At 59.4% G+C, this 20229-nt stretch carries 19 protein-coding genes; 13 read left to right on the top strand and 6 right to left on the bottom strand.

Annotated features, from left to right (window positions below; genetic code table 11):
* Nucleotides 1-437: 437 nt before the first annotated feature.
* The 6 genes from ACIOU6_RS10220 to ACIOU6_RS10195 all read left to right on the top strand — a co-directional run bounded on the left by ACIOU6_RS10220 (nt 438) and on the right by ACIOU6_RS10195 (nt 6622).
* The gene (locus tag ACIOU6_RS10220) at nt 438-1727 is read left to right on the top strand and encodes an OprD family porin (protein ID WP_401135864.1); all 1290 of its coding nucleotides are present in this window, start codon (nt 438-440) and stop codon (nt 1725-1727) included.
* A 206-nt stretch (nt 1728-1933) separates the two neighbouring features.
* Nucleotides 1934-2758 carry an NAD(P)-dependent oxidoreductase gene (locus tag ACIOU6_RS10215; RefSeq protein WP_221733602.1) on the top strand — a complete coding sequence of 275 codons (825 nt, stop codon included), beginning with the start codon at nt 1934-1936 and terminating at the stop codon, nt 2756-2758.
* A 51-nt stretch (nt 2759-2809) separates the two neighbouring features.
* Nucleotides 2810-3703, top strand: coding sequence for an SMP-30/gluconolactonase/LRE family protein (locus ACIOU6_RS10210; RefSeq protein ID WP_401135860.1), 894 nt, complete (start codon nt 2810-2812; stop codon nt 3701-3703).
* Between the two features lie 60 nt (nt 3704-3763).
* Entirely contained in the window at nt 3764-4735 is a 972-nt protein-coding gene (locus ACIOU6_RS10205) for a TRAP transporter substrate-binding protein (RefSeq protein ID WP_401135857.1), read from the top strand.
* 79 nt (nt 4736-4814) lie between these two features.
* Nucleotides 4815-5342, top strand: coding sequence for a TRAP transporter small permease (locus ACIOU6_RS10200; protein ID WP_401135855.1), 528 nt, complete (start codon nt 4815-4817; stop codon nt 5340-5342).
* A complete protein-coding gene (locus tag ACIOU6_RS10195; RefSeq protein ID WP_221733606.1) occupies nt 5342-6622 on the top strand; it encodes a TRAP transporter large permease in 1281 nt (426 codons plus the stop codon). The genes ACIOU6_RS10200 and ACIOU6_RS10195 overlap by 1 nt, the downstream gene beginning before the upstream one ends.
* A 48-nt stretch (nt 6623-6670) precedes the next feature.
* Here ACIOU6_RS10195 and ACIOU6_RS10190 read toward each other — a convergent pair whose 3' ends face one another.
* The 3 genes from ACIOU6_RS10190 to ACIOU6_RS10180 form a co-directional block, all read right to left on the bottom strand.
* On the bottom strand, nt 6671-7471 hold the full coding sequence (locus ACIOU6_RS10190) for a sulfite exporter TauE/SafE family protein (protein WP_401135852.1): 801 nt from the start codon (nt 7469-7471) through the stop codon (nt 6671-6673).
* A gap of 9 nt (nt 7472-7480) precedes the next feature.
* Nucleotides 7481-8725 (bottom strand): FAD-dependent oxidoreductase, encoded by a 1245-nt coding sequence (locus ACIOU6_RS10185; RefSeq protein ID WP_401135849.1) that lies wholly within the window; start codon nt 8723-8725, stop codon nt 7481-7483.
* A gap of 168 nt (nt 8726-8893) precedes the next feature.
* Entirely contained in the window at nt 8894-9235 is a 342-nt protein-coding gene (locus ACIOU6_RS10180; protein WP_221733609.1) for a helix-turn-helix transcriptional regulator, read from the bottom strand.
* 112 nt (nt 9236-9347) lie between these two features.
* Between ACIOU6_RS10180 and ACIOU6_RS10175 the strand changes: the two genes are divergently transcribed.
* Both ACIOU6_RS10175 and ACIOU6_RS10170 read left to right on the top strand, forming a co-directional pair.
* On the top strand, nt 9348-10211 hold the full coding sequence (locus ACIOU6_RS10175) for an MBL fold metallo-hydrolase (protein WP_221733610.1): 864 nt from the start codon (nt 9348-9350) through the stop codon (nt 10209-10211).
* Nucleotides 10212-10336: 125 nt separating this feature from the next.
* A complete protein-coding gene (locus ACIOU6_RS10170; protein ID WP_221733611.1) occupies nt 10337-11188 on the top strand; it encodes a tyrosinase family protein in 852 nt (283 codons plus the stop codon).
* 13 nt (nt 11189-11201) lie between these two features.
* Here ACIOU6_RS10170 and bkdR read toward each other — a convergent pair whose 3' ends face one another.
* Nucleotides 11202-11690, bottom strand: a complete 489-nt coding sequence (bkdR, locus tag ACIOU6_RS10165; protein ID WP_007915088.1) for a Bkd operon transcriptional regulator BkdR — start codon at nt 11688-11690, stop codon at nt 11202-11204.
* Nucleotides 11691-11875: 185 nt separating this feature from the next.
* On the opposite strand from bkdR, the gene ACIOU6_RS10160 reads away from it, so the two are divergent.
* The 5 genes from ACIOU6_RS10160 (at nt 11876) to ACIOU6_RS10140 (ending at nt 18078) form a co-directional block, all read left to right on the top strand.
* Nucleotides 11876-13111 (top strand): 3-methyl-2-oxobutanoate dehydrogenase (2-methylpropanoyl-transferring) subunit alpha, encoded by a 1236-nt coding sequence (locus ACIOU6_RS10160; RefSeq protein WP_401135845.1) that lies wholly within the window; start codon nt 11876-11878, stop codon nt 13109-13111.
* Between the two features lies 1 nt (nt 13112).
* A complete protein-coding gene (locus ACIOU6_RS10155) occupies nt 13113-14171 on the top strand; it encodes an alpha-ketoacid dehydrogenase subunit beta (protein WP_007952909.1) in 1059 nt (352 codons plus the stop codon).
* A complete protein-coding gene (locus ACIOU6_RS10150; RefSeq protein ID WP_221733613.1) occupies nt 14172-15446 on the top strand; it encodes a dihydrolipoamide acetyltransferase family protein in 1275 nt (424 codons plus the stop codon).
* 7 nt (nt 15447-15453) lie between these two features.
* On the top strand, nt 15454-16827 hold the full coding sequence (gene lpdA / locus ACIOU6_RS10145) for a dihydrolipoyl dehydrogenase (protein ID WP_221733614.1): 1374 nt from the start codon (nt 15454-15456) through the stop codon (nt 16825-16827).
* Nucleotides 16828-17058: 231 nt separating this feature from the next.
* Nucleotides 17059-18078 carry a branched-chain amino acid aminotransferase gene (locus ACIOU6_RS10140; RefSeq protein ID WP_221733615.1) on the top strand — a complete coding sequence of 340 codons (1020 nt, stop codon included), beginning with the start codon at nt 17059-17061 and terminating at the stop codon, nt 18076-18078.
* Between the two features lie 62 nt (nt 18079-18140).
* Here ACIOU6_RS10140 and ACIOU6_RS10135 read toward each other — a convergent pair whose 3' ends face one another.
* Together ACIOU6_RS10135 and ACIOU6_RS10130 are read right to left on the bottom strand one after the other, a co-directional pair.
* On the bottom strand, nt 18141-18962 hold the full coding sequence (locus tag ACIOU6_RS10135) for a TIGR03915 family putative DNA repair protein (protein WP_221733616.1): 822 nt from the start codon (nt 18960-18962) through the stop codon (nt 18141-18143).
* The gene (locus ACIOU6_RS10130; RefSeq protein WP_401135840.1) at nt 18959-20179 is read right to left on the bottom strand and encodes a putative DNA modification/repair radical SAM protein; all 1221 of its coding nucleotides are present in this window, start codon (nt 20177-20179) and stop codon (nt 18959-18961) included. Before ACIOU6_RS10130 ends, ACIOU6_RS10135 begins: the two co-directional genes overlap by 4 nt.
* Nucleotides 20180-20229 lie beyond the last annotated feature (50 nt).

Genomic DNA, 20229 nt, shown 5'->3' with positions numbered 1-20229 from the left:
AGCATGGCGTGCACTCCTGCCGTTGAATAAGGCGATGGAGTGATTAGGGCGCAAAGGCGAGGATGGCGCACCTGTCAGATCTGACAGGTGCGCAAGGTGTTCCGACGAGTGGTCGTGGATGGCAGCGTCAAAAACACAAGATTGCAGCCTTTTGCAACTCGCCGAAGATTGTCGGGGCGTAAACGTGGTCTGCCCCTCGACCCGTTGGAGCTAGCTCGCGAAAGCGGTGGGGCAGCCAATAGAAATGTGGAAGTACCGGCGCCTTCGCGGGCAAGCCCGCACACAGGGAATAGGCGTGAATCCGGGATCGGCCCGCACTTTGAGAGTCATCGTATAACTTCCTGTTGACATTCCCCTGAAGCTCCGCAAATATCGCCTCCCAATGTTGTACGACAACGCACAACATAAATAAAAACAAGAAACAAGGGAGCGCCATAGTGAGCACATACGTCCGCAAATCCGTTCGTCATTCCCGCACGACTTTCATCCGCTCTCCCCTGAGCCTGATTGGCTGCAGCAGCCTCGTCTTGTTGGCGCCGCTGAGCGCCAGCGCTGAAGGCTTCGTCGATGATGCCAAAGCCACGCTGAACCTGCGCAACGCCTACTTCAACCGCAACTTCACCAACCCCAACAACGCACAGGGCAAGGCTGAGGAGTGGACGCAAAGCTTCATCCTCGACGCCAAGTCCGGCTTCACTCAAGGCACCGTCGGTTTCGGCCTGGACGTGCTGGGGCTGTATTCGCAGAAGCTCGATGGCGGCAAAGGCACCGGCGGCACGCAGCTATTGCCGATCCACGATGATGGGCGTCCGGCCGACAATTTCGGTCGCCTGGGTGTGGCACTCAAAGCCAAGGTATCGAAGACCGAATTGAAGGTCGGCGAGTGGATGCCGGTGCTGCCGATCCTGCGCTCCGACGATGGTCGCTCCCTGCCGCAGACCTTCCGCGGGGGCCAGATCACCTCCACCGAAATCAATGGCCTGAGCCTGTACGGCGGCCAGTTCCGCGCCAACAGCCCGCGTAACGATGCGAGCATGGAAGACATGTCGATGAACGGCAAAGGTGCGTTCACCTCAGACCGTTTCAACTTCGGCGGTGGCGAATACACCTTCAATGACAAGCGCACGCTGGTCGGCGTGTGGTACGCCGAACTCAGCGACATCTATCAGCAGCAGTACTTCAACCTCAGCCACAGCCAGCCTATGGGTGACTGGACCCTGGGCGCCAATCTCGGCTTCTTCAACGGCAAGGAGAATGGCAGCGCGCTGGCGGGCGATCTAGACAACAAAACCGCATTCGCCCTGCTCTCGGCCAAATACGGTGGCAACACTTTCTATGTCGGCCTGCAAAAGCTCAGTGGCGATAACGGCTGGATGCGGGTCAACGGTACCAGCGGCGGCACCCTGGCCAACGACAGTTACAACGCCAGTTACGACAACGCCAAAGAACGCTCCTGGCAGGTCCGCCACGACTACAACTTCGTCGCCCTCGGCATCCCCGGCCTGACCCTGATGAACCGCTACATCAGCGGCGATAACGTGCACACCGGGACAATTACCGACGGCAAGGAATGGGGTCGCGAGTCTGAACTGGCCTACACCGTACAGAGCGGGCCGCTGAAAAATCTCAACGTCAAATGGCGCAACGCGACGATTCGCCGGGACTTCAGCAACAACGAGTTCGATGAGAACCGGATTTTTATCAACTATCCGATTTCGTTGCTGTGAACCACTGAAGCCTCATCAAATCCCCTGTGGGACCGGGATTGGTCGCTCCCACAGTAGATCGCATGACGAGGCAGTTTTTTTGATTTGGCCCTTGCGTCATTTACACCAAAAGTCGCGTTGACAAGACCGGGAAACCCTACCGATACTTCGACGCAGTCATACGACAACCTACAACAAACCTAATAACAATGTGTTCAGGGATTGCCATGACGTCTGATTCTGATTCCCGCGCCCCCTTCAACCGCCTGCTGCTGACCGGCGCCGCTGGTGGTCTGGGCAAAGTTCTGCGTGAACGCCTGCGCCCGTACGCCCATGTCCTGCGGCTGTCGGACATCGCCGCCCTCACCCCGGCCGCTGATGATCGCGAGGAAGTCGTGCTCTGCGATCTGGCCGACAAACAGGCGGTTCACCAACTGGTCGAAGGCGTGGACGCGATCCTGCATTTCGGCGGTGTCTCCGTCGAGCGCTCGTTCGAAGAGATCCTTGGCGCCAACATCTGCGGCGTCTTCCACATCTATGAAGCGGCACGTCGCCATGGTGTGAAACGCGTAATCTTCGCCAGCTCCAACCACGTCATCGGCTTCTATCAGCAGGACGAGCACCTCGACGCCGGTTCTGCTCGCCGCCCCGACAGCTACTACGGACTGTCCAAGTCCTACGGCGAAGACATGGCCAGTTTCTATTTCGATCGCTACGGCATTGAAACCGTCAGCATCCGCATCGGATCTTCGTTCCCTGAGCCACAGAACCGTCGAATGATGCACACCTGGTTGAGCTTCGACGACCTCACCCAACTGCTCGAACACTCGCTGTATACCCCGAACGTCGGCCACACCGTGGTGTACGGCATGTCCGATAACAAGGACGTCTGGTGGGACAACCACTTGGCCAGCCACTTGGGTTTCGAAGCCCGGGACAGCTCCGAAGTGTTCCGCGACAAGGTCGAAGCGCAGCCAATGCCGGCGGCCGATGACCCGGCGCGGATCTATCAGGGCGGCGCTTTCGTCGCGGCCGGCCCCTTCGGTGACTAACCACTCTGCTGTCCACTTGATCCCCCTCCAATAAAAACCAAGGGAATGAGTATGCAAGCCGAATTGATCGTCGACGCCCGCAACGCGGTCGGCGAAAGCCCGGTCTGGGTCGCGCAGGAAAACGCTCTTTACTGGGTGGATATTCCCAATGGCGGGCTGCAACGCTGGAGCGCTGACACCGGGCATGTCCACGCGTGGAAAGCCCCCGAAATGCTCGCCTGCATCGCCCGTCACAGCCGTGGCGGCTGGGTGGCGGGCATGGAGAGCGGTTTCTTTCACTTGCACCCGCATAGCGATGGCAGCCTCGACAGCGAATTACTCGCCCAAGTCGAACACAGCCGTGGAGACATGCGCCTCAACGATGGTCGCTGCGACCGTCAGGGCCGTTTTTGGGCGGGCAGCATGGTGCTGAACATGGGTTTGAACGCCCCCGAAGGCCGGCTCTATCGCTACGGCGCCGGCCAGTCTGGAGTGATCGAAGCGCAACTCGATGGCTTTATCGTGCCCAACGGCCTGGGCTTCAGCCCGGACGGCAAGACGATGTACCTGTCCGACTCGCACCCCAACGTGCAACGGATCTGGGCATTTGACTACGACACCGCCAGCGGCACGCCGTCGAACCGCCGCGTGTTCGTCGACATGAATCACTACAGCGGTCGCCCCGATGGCGCCGCCGTTGACGCCGACGGTTGCTACTGGATCTGCGCCAACGACGCCGGACTCGTTCATCGTTTCACCCCCGACGGGCGACTCGATTACTCACTGCCCGTGCCGGTGAAAAAACCGACCATGTGCGCCTTCGGCGGTAGCCGGATGGACACCCTGTTCGTCGCCTCGATCCGCCCCGGCGACGATCACGACCCGCAGTCTCTGGCCGGGGGCTTGTTCGCTTTGAATACCGGCGTCAAAGGCTTGCCGGAACCGATTTTCGACAATTTGCTGTAACCCGCCTCTGCTGCACCGCTTTGCCTTGAACACAAAAATAACAAGACTGGAGACACCCTCATGGACTTCAAACGCACCTTGCTCGTCGCCGCACTTCCCCTCGCGTTCACCCTCAGCAGCGCCGTTCAGGCGCTGGAAATCAAGTTCGCCGATGTCCACCCGGCCGGATACCCGACCGTGGTCGCCGAAGAGCAACTGGGCAAAACCCTGGTCGCCGAGAGCGACGGCAAACTGACCTTCAAGATGTTCGCCGGTGGCGTGCTCGGCTCGGAAAAAGAAGTGGTCGAACAGGCTCAAGTCGGTGCGATCCAGATGGCCCGCGTCAGCCTCGGCATCGTCGGCCCGGTGGTGCCAGACGTGAACGTGTTCAACATGCCGTTCGTGTTTCGCGACCAGGCCCACATGCGCAAGATCATCGACGGTGAAATCGGCGACGAGATTCTCGACAAAATCACCAATTCCGAATTCAACCTGGTCGCCCTGGCCTGGATGGACGGCGGCACCCGTAACCTCTACACCAAAAAACCAGTGCGCAAACTTGAAGACCTCAAGGGCATGAAGATTCGTGTGCAGGGCAACCCGATGTTCATTGAAACCATCAACGCGATGGGCGGCAATGGCATTGCGATGGACACCGGCGAGATCTTCAGCGCCTTGCAAACCGGCGTGATCGACGGTGCAGAAAACAACCCGCCGACCATGCTTGAACACAACCACTATCAGAACGCCAAGTTCTACAGCCTGACCGGGCACTTGATCCTGCCCGAGCCAATCGTGATGTCGAAAACCACCTGGAACAAACTCACCCCGGATCAACAGACCCTGGTGAAAAAAGCGGCCAAGGCCGCGCAAGCCCAGGAGCGCACGCTGTGGGACGCCAAGACGGTGAGCAGTGAAGAAAAACTCAAGGCTGCCGGTGTCGAGTTCATTACCGTCGACAAAAAACCCTTCTACGAGGCCACCGCTTCGATCCGCGAGAAATACGGCGCGCCTTACGCCGATCTGATCAAGCGTATCGAAGCCGTTCAGTAACCCTCCCTGCCCTCAACGAAAGGCCCGGCAGCGCAGACCTCGATGGATGTCTGCGCCTGCCCGGTTACGGTGGAACCCGATGAAGAATCTGCTGCTGGGCATCAACGACCGGATCTACATGGCCTGCATATGGGTCGCCGGTCTGTCGGTGCTGACGATTTCCCTGATCATCCCTTGGGGTGTGTTTGCCCGTTACGTCCTCGGTACCGGTTCGAGCTGGCCGGAGCCGACGTCAATCCTGCTGATGATGGTCTTTACCTTCGTCGGCGCCGCCGCCAGTTATCGCGCTGGCGCACACATGGCCGTGGCCATGCTGACCGACCGCATGCCACCGCCACTGCGCAAATGCATGGGCATCGTGTCGCAATTGCTGATGGCCACCATTTGCCTGTTCATGACCATTTGGGGCGCCAAACTGTGCCTGTCGACCTGGAACCAGTTCATGAGCGCCCTGCCCACTTTGCGCGTGGGTATCACCTACATGCCCATCCCGATCGGTGGTGCGCTGACCATGATTTTCGTGCTGGAAAAATTGTTTCTGGGTGACCAGAGCAACCGCCGCGTGGTGCGGTTCGATCTGGTTGAAGAAAACGAAGGGGCTGCCTGATGGACGCGTTGATTCTGTTGGGCAGTTTTATTGTCTTGATCCTGATCGGCATGCCAGTGGCCTACGCCCTCGGGCTGTCGGCGTTGATCGGCGCGTGGTGGATCGACATCCCGTTCCAGGCCCTGATGATTCAGGTGGCCGGCGGGGTGAACAAGTTTTCGCTGTTGGCGATCCCGTTCTTCGTCCTCGCTGGCGCGATCATGGCCGAAGGTGGCATGTCGCGGCGGCTGGTGGCGTTTGCCGGGGTGCTGGTGGGATTCGTGCGCGGCGGCCTGTCGCTGGTCAACATCATGGCCTCGACGTTTTTTGGCGCGATCTCCGGCTCCTCGGTGGCCGATACCGCTTCGGTCGGTTCGGTGCTGATCCCGGAAATGGAGCGCAAAGGCTATCCGCGCGAGTTCTCCACGGCGGTCACCGTCAGTGGTTCGGTGCAGGCGTTGCTGACGCCGCCCAGCCATAACTCGGTGCTTTATTCCCTGGCGGCTGGCGGCACCGTGTCTATCGGCTCGCTGTTCATGGCCGGCGTCGTGCCCGGCCTGATGATGAGCGCGTGCCTGATGGCGCTGTGCTTGATCTTCGCGAAAAAACGCAACTACCCCAAAGGTGAAGTCATACCGCTGCGTGAGGCCCTGAAGATCTGCGGCGAGGCGATGTGGGGCATGATGGCGATGGTGATCATCCTGGGCGGGATTCTCTCGGGGATTTTTACCGCCACCGAGTCGGCGGCCATCGCCGTGCTGTGGTCATTCTTCGTGACGATGTTCATCTATCGCGACTACAAATGGAGCGAACTGCCGAAACTGATGCACCGCACCGTGCGGACCATTTCGATCGTGATGATCCTGATCGGCTTTGCCGCCAGCTTCGGCTACATCATGACCCTGATGCAGATCCCGGCGAAGATCACCACGATGTTCCTGACCCTGTCGGACAACCGCTACGTGATCCTGATGTGCATCAACGCCATGCTGCTGTTACTGGGCACGGTGATGGACATGGCGCCGCTGATCCTGATCCTGACGCCGATCCTGATGCCGGTGATTCTGGGCATTGGCGTTGACCCGGTGCAGTTCGGCATGATCATGCTGGTCAATCTGGGGATCGGGCTGATAACGCCGCCGGTGGGCGCGGTGCTGTTTGTCGGTTCGGCGGTGGGCAAGGTGAGTATCGAGAGCACCGTGAAAGCGCTTATGCCGTTTTATGCGGTGCTGTTTCTGGTATTGCTGCTGGTGACGTATGTTCCGGCGATTTCGCTGTGGTTGCCGCATTTGGTGCTGTAAACCGTAACGGTGGTGAGGGAGCGTGCGCCCCTCACCATAAGTTTCAACTCAAGCCCGCAGCAACATATAAGCGGCCACCACCACACACACACTGGCAAACCCCACCTGCAAGGCCCGCGCCGGCACCCGCGCGCTGAGCTTGCGGCCGATGATCATGCCGACAATGCTGGCGACGATAAACGCTACGCCCTGACTGTCGATTCGAACGCCGGCATGAAGCGCGCCGATCACACCGATGGCGGAAATCAGACTGATCACCATCAACGACGTCGCGACAATCCCGCGCATCTGCACATCGGTCAGTTGCTTGAATGCCGGCACGATCAGGAAGCCGCCTCCCACACCAAGCAACCCGGACACCACACCGGTAATCGCGCCCAGCGCCGCAAGCGTGGCGGTGCATTTGGCCGTCCAGTCCAAGCGCCCGGTTTGTTCATTGAGCATGCAATTCTTCTGGCCCCAACTGGCATGGCCATGATCGCTGGGGCCCTGCTCCTGACGCTCACGGCGCAGCATGCGCCAGGCCACCATGACCATCAGCAGGCTGAACAGAATCATCAGGATCTTTTCCGACAATTGATGCGCGAAGTAGATCCCCAGCGGCGAAAACACGGCGCCCAGTGCGGCAATCAGCAGCGCCGCACGATAACGCACCAGGCCATGGCGAAAGCCGTCGATGGCACCGACCGCCGCCGCACTGCCGACCGCAAACAACGCCACCGGCGCTGCCTGGGTCATCGTCCAGCCAAGCCCGAGTACCAGCGCCGGCACCGCGAGAATCCCGCCGCCCGCACCCGTCAGCCCAAGAACCAACCCCATCAGCACACCAAACAGACTTGCCAGCAACATAAGGAGTCCTCAGTCAACTTTGGACAGGGAAGTCAGCCACTCGCGTCCCTTGAGCATGCCGTGCCAGTAGAACCACGGCAGCAACGTTGCCTTGAGTAACCACGCCGAACGACGCGGTACCGTTGGGTCAAGGGGAAAGGTCGGCAACAACTTCCCGGCATAACCGAACTCGGCGAGGATCACCTTGCCCTTCTCCACCGTCAGTGGGCATGAGCCATAACCGTCGTATTTCAGCGGCAGCGGCTGTTGCTTGCGTTGGGCCAACAGATTTTGCGCCACCACCACGACTTGCTTGCGCACCGCCGCCGCGGTTTTCGCATTGGTTGTGCCGCAGATATCACCCAGTGCGAACACCTCGGGATAACGCGGGTGCTGCAGGCTGTGCTGATTGACCTCGCACCAGCCGGCGGCGTCGGCCAACGCACTTTGTGCGATGAAATCCGGGGAGACCTGCGGCGGCACGACGTGCAGCAGATCGAAGGTTTTTGCCTCACGGGTGACGTTGCCGTCAGCGTCCTTGATCTCGAACCATGCCGTTTTCCCGGGGCCGTCGACCTTGACCAGATTGGAATTGAAGGCCAGTCGGGCGTTGTACTTGTCGATGTACTTCATCAGTGGCGGCACGAACGTCGCTACGCCGAACAATGCGGCGCCAGCGAGGTTGAATTCAACATTGACATTATTCAGCACGCCGGTTTTGCGCCAGTGATCACAGGACAGGTACAGCGCCTTTTGCGGCGCCCCGGCGCATTTGATCGGCATCGCCGGTTGCGTGAACAGCGCTTTGCCAGCCCGCAATTTTTGCACCTGGTCCCACGTGTATTGCGCGTGCTGATAGCTGTAGTTGGAGGTCACGCCGTGCTGACCAAGGCTTTGCTGCAAGCCTTCGATTTTTTCCCAGGCCAGACGCAGGCCGGGGCAAACGATCAGGTTTTGATAGCTGACGATACGTTGATCGTTGAGGGTGAGTTGGCGAGTCTGCGGATCGACGTTGGTCACCGCTGCCTGCACCCAGTTGACTTGACGCGGTAGCACCTTGGTCATCGGTCTTACGGTGTCTTTCACGTCGTAGGCGCCAGCGCCGACCAGCGTCCACGCCGGTTGGTAGTAGTGCTGGGCGCTCGGTTCAATCACGGTAACGTTCAAGTGCGGATCGCGCTTGAGCAAACTGGCGACGAAAGCGATGCCGGCCGTACCGCCGCCGATGACCACGATATCTGCACTGATGGATGGGCCACCGTGTTGATCGTTCATTGCTTGTTCCTTTTGCTGCACGCAAGAATGGTGTCGCCTTGACGCAAATCCAGATATGGCAGCGGGCTTGCTCGCGAAGGGGTTGCGTCAGTCAATCGAGAGGTCGACTGATCCACCGCTTTCGCGAGCAAGCCATCCCCCACACTGAGTTTGTGGGATGGCTGACATTTATGAGTGGCCCCAGCTTTTGACTACCGCCCCGCAATACAAACCGGAGAGGGTTTTCATCACCTGGATGACTTCAGGACTGGCCAGGCCGTAAAAAATGTATTTGCCTTCGCGGCGCGTCGCGACCAAACCTTCATCACGCAGGATGCCGAGTTGCTGAGACAAGGTCGGTTGACGCACGCCGGTCATTTTTTCCAGTTCGCCGACGTTGCGCTCGCCCTGAGTCAACTGGCACAGGATCAACAAGCGGTCCTCGTTGGCCAGGGCCTTGAGCAAGGCACAGGCCTTGGAGGCCGAGGCGCGCAATTGCGCAACTTCACATTCGCTCAAACTGGATTGCATTTGCAGGAAGCCCTCAACGTCACTTAAGCTGCGAACATTATGTTTTTACATAAAGTGTTGCAAGCGACTTTTCGCCGCCTGACTTTTCTCCCCTCTGCACAGGTTCATGCCCATGCCCGCGCTGATTGAAGCTTTCCTCGACCCCACCTCCTGCACCTACACCTATGTGGTCTATGAGGCGGATGGCGGGCAATGCGCGATCGTCGACCCGGTGCTCGATTACGACGGCGCCGCCGGGCGCACCTGCACCGCTCAGGCCGACAAAATCATCACCTTCGTCCGCGCGCACAACCTGCAAGTGCAATGGCTGCTGGAAACCCACGCCCATGCCGATCATCTGTCCGCCGCACCGTATCTGCGTCGGGAACTGGGCGGGAAGATCGCTATAGGCGAATCAATCAGCAAAGTACAGAACGTGTTCAAGGCATTGTTCAATCTGGAGCCGGAGTTCTGCGTCGACGGCTCACAGTTCGATCATCTGTTCGCGCCGAACGAGTCATTCAGAATCGGCAACCTCAAGGCCACCGCCCTGCATGTCCCCGGTCACACCCCAGCTGACATGGCTTACCTGATCGACGGCGAACAGATTCTGGTCGGCGACACGTTGTTCATGCCCGACGTTGGCACTGCGCGCTGCGACTTCCCCGGCGGAAATGCTCATCAGTTGTTCAACTCGATCCATAAACTCCTGGCCTTCCCGGCGAGTGTGAAACTTTACGTTTGCCACGATTACCCGCCTGAAAGTCGCCAGGCACACTGCCAGACAACCGTCGGCGAGCAGCGCAAAAGCAATATCCATGTGCATGACGGCATCGATGAAGCGGCGTTTGTAGACATGCGCACAAAACGCGATGCCGGGTTGGGCATGCCGACGCTACTGCTGCCGGCGATCCAGGTGAATGTGCGAGCTGGGAATTTTCCGGCGCCAGAGGACAATGGCGCGGTTTACCTCAAGATCCCCCTGAATCTGTTGTAGGAATATTCTCTTAACTATCTGAAGTAACAGACTTTCCTACATTCTCCGGCGATAGAGATGAACTGGAGAAAATCCCGCCGGCAGCCAGACTTCATTGGGCATACATTCAATGGAGTCTTTACAACATGGATATTCGTCAAAACCACCGTGACATGACAACGGCGCAAAAATCCGCCTTCATCGATGCGGTTCTGCTACTTAAAAACAACGTCGACAGCGTCCTGCGCCCCGGGCAACAAAGTCGCTACGATGACTTTGTACAAATCCACAAAAACTCGATGGGGCGAGGCAACCCACTGACGCCTGCCCCACATCGCAGCCCCTTGTTCTTCCCTTGGCACCGAATTCTGATCCGCCAGTTTGAACGGGCGTTGCAGGTTGCCGCCAACAACCCAGGCATTACCCTCCCTTATTGGAACTGGCAAATCACAGGGGCGGACAATCCCTTCACCTCAGGTTTCATGGGCGGGAACGGTGACAACACACAAGATCAGCGCGTAACAAGCGGCCCATTTTCCAGTGAACAATCTCAATTCAACGTCGCCGTTTGGGACGAAGGCACCGGCAATCCGGGAATCCGCCGCAATCTGGGAGCAGTCGACACCTTGCCCTTACCCGAAACGGTTATTTCTGCCTTGAACAGAACGCCCTATTGGCAAGCCACCGATCAAGCAGGCTGGGAAAACTTCGCTGAACGCGAGCTTCACAATCCGGTGCATGCCTGGATCGGTGGCAGCATGGCCGAAGCCTCCTCGCCCAACGACCCGATCTTTTTCCTGCACCACTGCTACCTTGACCTGCTGTGGGAGCGCTGGAAGCACCAACACCCCAACACCCCTTCCTTTCCATCGGATGAAGTGAGCGGATCGATACTGGTGTTTCACCCCGCCAACGAGCCTGCGCCCTGGACGCAAACCTACACCGTGCAGCAGACGCTGTTCACTGATGAACTCGATTACCGCTACGAATACGTCTGACGGTACCTGACGCTCAGTTGCCCAAGGTCAAACCGTTCGCCGGCAATGGCAACGCGGTTTTGTAGCGCACTTGCTTGAGTGCAAAGCTCGACCGGATGTTCGCCACTCCCGGCACCTTGGTCAGAAAATCCATCATGAACCGCTCCAGCGACTGAATGGTCGGCACCAGGACCCTGATCAGGTAATCCGGGTCGCCGGCCATCAGGTAGCACTCCATTACCTCGGGGCGGTCGGAAATCGCTTCCTCGAAATGCTGCAGCGCTTCCTCGACCTGCTTTTCCAGGCTGACATGAATGAACACATTGACGTGCAGGCCGAGCAGATCGGCGTCCAGCAAAGTGACCTGCTCACGAATCAGCCCCAATTCTTCCATTGCTTTGACCCGGTTGAAGCACGGGGTTGGCGACAGATTCACCGAGCGTGCGAGGTCGGCGTTGGTGATACGCGCATTCTCCTGAAGGCTGTTGAGAATGCCGATGTCGGTACGGTCCAGTTTGCGCATGAGACAAAACCACCTGTTTTTTATGTTTATGCAGAATATTTATCTGCAAATGATCTGCGGCGCAATAAAACAGAGATAAATATTCTTCTTGGCCGGGCCTATGATTGTTGTAGGACAAGATTTCTTTTATCGAAGAATGACTGCCAGCTCACTACAAGAAATTCACAAGATCGAGCGTAGAAGCCATGACCCAAGCGTATGAACCGCTGCGTCTGCACGTCCCTGAACCTTCAGGCCGCCCAGGCTGCAAAACCGACTTTTCCTACCTGCATCTGACCGATGCCGGTACGGTGCGCAAACCTCCCATCGACGTAGAACCTGCCGACACCGCCGACTTGGCCCGTGGCCTGATTCGCGTGCTCGACGATCAAGGCAACGCTCTTGGCCCTTGGGCTGAAAACGTGCCGGTGGAGATTCTCCGCAAGGGCATGCGCGCCATGCTCAAGACGCGGATCTATGACAACCGCATGGTCGTCGCCCAACGTCAGAAAAAGATGTCCTTCTACATGCAGAGCCTCGGCGAAGAAGCCATCGGTAGCGCTCAGGCCCTGGCGCTGAATATCGACGACATGTGCTTCCCGACCTACCGCCAGCAAAGCATCCTGATGGCTCGCGAGGTACCGCTGGTCGACTTGATCTGCCAACTGCTGTCCAACGAGCGCGATCCGCTCAAGGGCCGTCAGTTGCCGATCATGTACTCGGTGAAAGAGGCCGGGTTCTTCACTATTTCCGGCAACCTCGCGACCCAGTTCATTCAGGCCGTAGGCTGGGGCATGGCTTCGGCAATCAAGGGCGACACCAAAATCGCCTCGGCGTGGATCGGCGACGGCGCCACCGCCGAATCGGACTTCCACACCGCCCTGACTTTCGCTCACGTTTATCGAGCGCCAGTGATTCTTAACGTGGTCAACAATCAGTGGGCCATTTCGACCTTCCAGGCCATCGCCGGGGGCGAAGCCACCACCTTCGCTGGACGCGGCGTCGGTTGCGGCATTGCCTCGTTGCGCGTCGATGGCAACGATTTCTACGCGGTCTACGCCGCCTCTGCCTGGGCTGCCGAACGCGCCCGCCGCAACCTTGGTCCGACCATGATCGAGTGGGTCACCTACCGCGCCGGCCCGCACTCGACCTCCGACGATCCTTCCAAATATCGCCCTGCCGATGACTGGAGCCACTTCCCGCTGGGCGACCCGATTGCCCGCCTGAAACAGCACCTGATCAAAGTCGGCCACTGGTCGGACGAAGAACATGCCGCCGTCAGTGCCGAACTCGAAGCTGAAGTGATTGCCGCACAGAAACAGGCCGAACAGTACGGCACCCTCGCCGGCGGCCAGATCCCGAGCGCCGCAACCATGTTCGAAGACGTCTACAAAGAGATGCCGGAGCACTTGAAGCGCCAGCGTCAGCAGTTGGGGATCTGACATGAACGATCACAACAACAATATTCAGTTGGAAACCGCCATGACCACGACCACCATGACCATGATCCAGGCCCTGCGCTCGGCCATGGATGTGATGCTTGAGCGTGATGACAACGTCGTCGTGTTCGGTCAGGACGTCGGCTATTTCGGTGGTGTGTTCCGTTGCACCGAAGGCTTGCAAACCAAGTACGGCACCTCGCGAGTATTCGACGCGCCGATCTCCGAAAGCGGCATCGTCGGCGTCGCCGTCGGCATGGGCGCTTACGGTCTGCGCCCGGTGGCCGAGATCCAGTTCGCCGACTATGTCTACCCGGCTTCCGACCAGATCATTTCCGAAGCGGCGCGCCTGCGTTACCGCTCGGCTGGCGAGTTCACCGCACCGATGACCCTGCGCATGCCTTGCGGTGGCGGCATCTACGGCGGCCAGACCCACAGCCAGAGCATCGAGGCGATGTTCACTCAAGTCTGCGGCCTGCGCACCGTCATGCCATCCAACCCGTATGACGCCAAGGGCCTGCTGATCGCCTCCATCGAAAACGATGACCCGGTGATCTTTCTTGAGCCAAAGCGCCTGTACAACGGCCCGTTCGATGGGCACCACGACCGCCCGGTCACGCCGTGGTCGAAACATCCCGCCGCACAAGTGCCGGACGGCTACTACACCGTGCCGCTGGACGTCGCCGCGATCACCCGTCCGGGCAAGGATGTGACCGTGCTGACCTACGGCACCACCGTTTATGTGTCGCAAGTCGCCGCTGAAGAGAGCGGTGTCGACGCCGAAGTCATCGACCTGCGCAGCCTGTGGCCGCTGGATCTGGAAACCATCGTCAAGTCGGTGAAGAAAACCGGGCGCTGCGTGGTGGTCCACGAAGCCACCCGCACCTGCGGTTTCGGCGCCGAGCTGGTGTCGCTGGTGCAAGAGCATTGCTTCCATCACCTGGAAGCGCCAATCGAACGCGTCACCGGTTGGGACACCCCCTACCCGCACGCGCAAGAGTGGGCGTATTTCCCTGGGCCGTCCCGAGTGGGTGCGGCGCTGAAACGGGTCATGGAGGTCTGAATGGGCACGCACGTTATCAAGATGCCGGACATCGGCGAAGGCATCGCAGAAGTAGAACTGTCGCAATGGCACGTCAAGGTGGGCGATCTGGTCGTTGAAGATCAGGTGCTGGCCGATGTGATGACCGACAAGGCGATGGTCGATATTCCGTCGCCGGTACACGGTAAGGTCATTGCGCTCGGCGGTCAGCCGGGCGAAGTGATGGCAGTCGGCAGTGTGCTGATCAGCATTGAAGTGGAAGGCGCGGGTAACTTGAAAGAGTCTGCCCCCCCTGCCCCCGTCAAAGAGGCAGCGGTTGCCGTACCTGCGAAAGCCGAAACTCCCGTTGAAAACAAATCCGCCGCCGCAGCGCGTCCAGCCCCTGCCTGCCAAGGCCCGATGGTCGCCCGTGAGGCCGATGAACGCCCGCTGGCCTCACCGGCCGTGCGTAAACATGCACTGGATCTGGGTATTCAATTGCGTCTGGTACGCGGCACTGGCCCGGCCGGCCGCGTCTTGCACGACGACCTCGAAGCCTATCTGGCGCAAGGTCAATCCAACGCCTCGGCGCCTGCATCGGCGGCCTACGCCCAGCGTCACGACGAAGAGCAGATTCAAGTGATCGGCATGCGCCGCAAGATCGCCCAGCGCATGCAGGACGCCACTCAGCGTGCCGCGCACTTCAGCTATGTCGAAGAAATCGACGTCACCGCGATCGAAGAACTGCGCGTGCATCTGAATGAAAAGCACGGGGCGAACCGTGGCAAGTTGACCTTGCTGCCATTTCTGGTACGCGCTCTGGTGGTTGCCCTGCGCGACTTCCCGCAGATGAACGCCCGTTACGATGACGAGGCCCAGGTCATCAACCGCCTCGGCGCAGTGCATGTCGGCGTCGCCACGCAAAGCGATGTCGGCCTGATGGTGCCGGTGGTGCGTCACGCCGAGGCGCGCAGCCTGTGGGACAGCGCCGCTGAAATTTCGCGCCTGGCCAACGCGGCACGCCATGGCAAGGCCAGCCGTGATGAACTGTCAGGTTCGACCATCACCCTGACCAGCCTCGGGGCGCTGGGTGGCATCGTTAGCACGCCGGTGCTGAACCTGCCGGAAGTGGCAATCGTCGGCGTCAACAAAATCGTCGAGCGGCCAATGGTCGTCAAAGGCCAGGTGGTGATCCGCAAGATGATGAACCTCTCCAGCTCCTTCGATCACCGTGTGGTCGATGGCATGGACGCGGCGCTCTTCATCCAGGCCATCCGTGGCTTGCTCGAACAACCCGCCACTTTGTTTGTGGAGTAAGGCGCGCATGCAAACTTTGAACACCACGCTGCTGATCATCGGCGGCGGCCCCGGCGGTTATGTGACGGCGATTCGCGCCGGACAACTGGGTATAGCGACGATACTGGTCGAAGGCCAATCGCTGGGCGGCACCTGCCTGAACATCGGCTGCATTCCGTCCAAGGCACTGATCCATGTGGCTGAGCAGTTTCATCAGACTCAGCATCACCATCAGCATTCGGCGCTGGGCATCAGCGTTTCGGCACCGACGCTGGACATTAACAAGAGCGTCGAGTGGAAGGATGGCATTGTTGATCGCCTGACCACAGGCGTCGCCGCCCTGCTGAAAAAGAACAAGGTTCAAGTCATCCAAGGCTGGGCCGACGTCATCGACGGCAAAACCGTCGAAGTGGCTGGCACTCGCATCCAGTGCGAACACTTGGTGCTGGCCACCGGTTCCACCAGCGTTAACTTGCCGATCCTGCCCATTGGCGGTCCGATCATTTCCTCCACCGAAGCTCTGGCGCCAAAGTCAGTGCCCAAGCGTTTGGTGGTGGTCGGTGGCGGTTACATCGGTCTGGAGTTGGGTATTGCTTATCGCAAGCTCGGTGCCGAGGTCAGTGTGGTCGAAGCGCAGGATCGCATCCTGCCGGCCTACGACGCCGAACTGACGCAACCGGTGCACGAAGCGCTGAAGCAACTGGGCGTAAAACTGTATCTCAAGCACAGTGTTCTGGGTTTCGACGGCACTTTGCAGGTGCGTGATCCGAACGGCGACACCCTTAATCTGGAAACCGATCAGGTGCTGGTCGCAGTCGGTCGCAAACCCAACACTCAGGGCTGGAACCTCGAAGCGCTGAATCTGCAGATGAACGGCTCGGCGATCAAGATCGACAGCCGCTGCCAGACCAGCATGCGCAACGTCTACGCCATCGGGGACCTGAGCGGCGAGCCAATGCTGGCTCACCGCGCCATGGCTCAAGGCGAAATGGTCGCCGAGCTGATCAGCGGCAAAACCCGCGAATTCAACCCGACCGCCATCGCTGCCGTGTGCTTCACCGACCCGGAACTGGTGGTGGTCGGCAAGACGCCGGACGAGGCCAAGACAGCCGGGCTGGACTGCATCGTTGCCAGCTTCCCGTTCGCCGCCAATGGCCGGGCGATGACTCTGGAGTCGAAAAGCGGCTTTGTGCGGGTGGTCGCTCGTCGGGACAATCATGTAATTGTCGGCTGGCAGGCGGTGGGTGTCGGCGTTTCCGAATTGTCGACTGCGTTTGCGCAGAGCCTGGAAATGGGCGCGCGCCTGGAAGACATTGGTGGCACGATTCACGCGCATCCGACACTGGGTGAAGCGGTGCAGGAAGCGGCGCTGCGTGCTCTTGGACATGCGTTGCATCTGTAAAGGAGGGTGGCAGTGATGGCCTCTTCGCGAGCAAGCCCGCTCCCACAGGGGGAATGCATTTCAAATGTGTGCGGGCTTGGTGGCGAATTCTTGAGGCCAACACGATTTATCTGTCTGTCATCCGATAGTCCGGGCTGCGAAACCGCTCAAGAATGAAGTATTGTTGTGCCCATCCAAAAAACGTCAGAAGCCTTGAACCGTTTCGACGGTTGTTCAGTGATAGAGGGTGTCATGGGTAACGAAAGCATCAATTGGGACAAGCTGGGTTTTGACTACATCAAGACCGACAAACGCTATCTGTCGTACTTTCGCGATGGCGAGTGGGACAAAGGCACCCTGACCGAAGATAACGTGCTGCACATCAGCGAAGGCTCGACGGCCCTTCACTATGGCCAGCAGTGCTTCGAAGGCATGAAGGCCTATCGTTGCAAGGACGGTTCGATCAACCTGTTCCGCCCGGACCAGAATGCCCTGCGTATGCAACGCAGCTGCGCGCGTCTGCTGATGCCAATGGTGGAAACCGAGCAGTTCATCGAAGCCTGTAAGGCTGTGGTTCGCGCCAACGAGCGTTTCATCCCGCCGTACGGCACTGGCGGCGCGCTGTACCTGCGTCCGTTCGTGATCGGCGTGGGTGACAACATCGGCGTGCGTACTGCTCCCGAGTTCATCTTCTCGATCTTCTGCATCCCGGTTGGCGCCTACTTCAAAGGCGGCCTGACCCCGCACAACTTCCAGATTTCCAGCTACGACCGCGCCGCCCCACAAGGCACCGGTGCAGCCAAGGTCGGCGGGAACTACGCGGCCAGCCTGATGCCCGGTTCCAAAGCGAAGCAAGCCCACTTCGCCGACGCTATCTATCTGGATCCGATGACCCACACCAAGATCGAGGAAGTCGGTTCGGCCAACTTCTTCGGGATCACCCAGGACAACAAATTCGTGACCCCGAAGTCGCCATCGGTACTGCCGGGCATCACTCGTCTGTCGCTGATCGAACTGGCCAAATCGCGTCTGGGCCTGGAAGTGGTTGAAGGTGATGTGCTGATCGACAAGCTCTCCGACTTCAAGGAAGCCGGCGCTTGCGGCACTGCTGCCGTGATCACCCCGATCGGTGGCATCAGCTACAACGACCATCTGCACGTATTCCACAGCGAAACCGAAGTCGGCCCGGTGACCCAGAAGCTCTACAAAGAGCTGACCGGCGTGCAAACCGGCGACATCGAAGCGCCAGCGGGCTGGATCGTCAAGGTTTGATCTAACCGCTGATGTACGAAAGCCCCCGCGGAGTGATCCGTGGGGGCTTTTTATTTGATCTTTTATTTATGCGCAATACGTTTACCCGACCGACCAGCAATCCCGCTCGCTTGCCCATCCTGTTGCTTGCCCATGCGCGCCTGAGTAATAAGCCCGGGAATCAACTCCCCCTCCGGCAGGTTCTTCCAGAAGCGCACCGGCAAATGCCCTTGCATGACTTTTGGATTCAACCGCGCCGGGTTGAAGATGTGGCTGTAATAGGTCAACCAGAGATCGCCATGCGGATCATCGACGTTCTGCGCCAATTGCTGCCACTCCACGGGGCACCGGCGCTGATGAATCAATTGTTCGCCGTCGTAATACACCCCGTCACGGGGTGTGGCAATCAACCAGCGGTGGCGGCCCATGCGTGCGACGAAATGCTCACTGGCGCGGTGCAGGATGTCGTGGGCCGGTTCATGCCACGCCACGTATTGCGGCCCTGGCAGATCTTTCGGTCGCTCGATGAAGCGCACGAATGCATGGAGGTGATGCGCTTCGCGCTGTACTTGCTTGATCCGTCGCTGCAATTCACTGCCCAGTTTGTCGCCCGCCATCATCGCCGTGCGGTCGCCATGACTGACGCGCCACAACACTTCATACAGCAGGCTCCAGCGCTGATCGCCCCGATAACTGGCCGCACGCTCCAGGGTGTCGAGCAAGGTACGCGGGATGCGCGCCTGAAACGGCCCTTGGCCTTTAGGCACAGACTGGTCGCCGGCAAACAGATCGCCCACCCCTTCCGAGGCCCAGCTCACCAGGCTCGGATCGATTTCATGGCTCAGTAACCAGCGAGCCTGTTGCCGCCAGGTGTCGAACAGGTCATCGCAATCCAGATCGATCATCCCCACAACCCCATCTGTTGCGGCATCGGCCGGTCGCGCAATTGCTGATACAGCATATGACTGGTGACCTCGGCTTGCTGCGGATGGTAATCGCTGGTGATGATGAACGGCTTGGCTTTGGCCGGTACGCACCGCATGCGCGCTACGTCCTCGTAGCGAATCCGCCGCTGTCGGCGCAGCTCCACCAGGCGTTCGGTGGTGCGCAGGCCAATGCCGGGAATACGGGCGATCAGGGCCGGTTCAGCACGATTGAGGTCCAGCGGAAACACCTCGCGATTCTGCAACGCCCACGCCAGTTTCGGATCGATATCCAGCGCCAGATTCCCCGGCCCCTTGAGCAGCTCACCGGCGCTATAGCCATAGCTGCGCAAGAGAAAATCGGCCTGATACAACCGATGCTCACGCATCAAGGGGGGCGCAGCCAGCGGTACGCTTTTCGGGCTGTCGGGGATCGGACTGAACGCCGAATAGTAAACCCGGCGCAGCCGGAAGTTGCCGTACAACGCCTGCGCACTGTGGAGGATGGTGCTGTCGTCGGTGTCATCGGCCCCGACGATCATCTGGGTGCTTTGTCCGGCCGGCGCGAATTTAGGCGCGCGTGGTTCGTTGCGCACGGTCTGCTCACCGGTGTAGATGGTCTGCATCGCCTGTTTGATCGAGACAATCTGTTTCTCCGGCGCCAGGGTTTGCAGGCTGGCATCGGTGGGCAACTCGATGTTGACGCTCAAGCGATCAGCGTAACGTCCGGCCTCCTCGATCAGCGCCGGGTCGGCTTCGGGAATGGTCTTGAGGTGGATGTAACCGCGAAACTCGTGCTCTTCACGCAGAAGCTTCGCAACCCGCACCAGTTGCTCCATGGTGTAGTCCGCCGAACGGATGATCCCGGAGCTGAGAAACAGCCCGCTGACACAGTTGCGCCGATAGAAATCCAGGGTCAACGCCACGACTTCTTCCGGCGTGAAACGGGCACGCGGCACGTCGCTGGAACGGCGGTTGACGCAGTATTGGCAGTCATAAAGACAGAAATTGGTCAGCAGAATCTTCAGCAGCGAGACGCAGCGCCCGTCCGGCGTGTAGCTGTGGCAAATGCCCATGCCATCGGTCGAGCCTAATCCGCTCTTGCCCTCGGAACTGCGCTTGGGCGCACCGCTGCTCGCGCAGGATGCGTCGTACTTGGCGGCGTCGGCGAGGATGCTGAGCTTGTCGATGATTTGCATGGCGAAGGCTCTTTACTGGTTGCATATACAGTATCGAGTCTATTGGATTG

Source organism: Pseudomonas sp. NPDC087615 (assembly GCF_044743445.1).
GTDB classification, from domain to species: Bacteria; Pseudomonadota; Gammaproteobacteria; order Pseudomonadales; family Pseudomonadaceae; genus Aquipseudomonas; species Aquipseudomonas baetica_A.
Note: the sequence above shows the minus strand (reverse complement) of the source record. Positions and strands in the feature narration are given on the sequence as shown.